The 287-nt window shown below is 65.2% G+C and carries 1 pseudogene; it reads left to right on the forward strand.

Annotated elements, in window-relative coordinates:
• Positions 1-287: pseudogene (locus M622_RS23925) on the forward strand (IS1634 family transposase); the annotation flags it as partial.

The following is a 287-nucleotide window of genomic DNA, read 5'->3' on the forward strand; positions in this document are numbered from 1 at the left end:
CTCAAGTCCGAGATCGAGATCGGCCCGGTGTATCACCGCCTGCCCGAGCGGATTCGCGCGCATGCGTCGATCTGCTTCATGGCGCTGATCCTGCACCGGGTGATGCGCAGTCGCCTCAAGGCCGCCGATGCGGGCTACACGCCCGAGCGCGCGCTTGAGCAACTGCAGCGCATCCAGCATCACCGCGTGCGCCTGAACGGCGGCGAACCGGTGGCGGGGGTGTCGACGATCAGCACGGAACAGAACGAGGTGCTTCATGCCTTAGGAATAGAAAAACCAGCGGCGCC

It is taken from the genome of Thauera terpenica 58Eu (assembly GCF_000443165.1).
GTDB classification, from domain to species: domain Bacteria; phylum Pseudomonadota; class Gammaproteobacteria; order Burkholderiales; family Rhodocyclaceae; genus Thauera; species Thauera terpenica.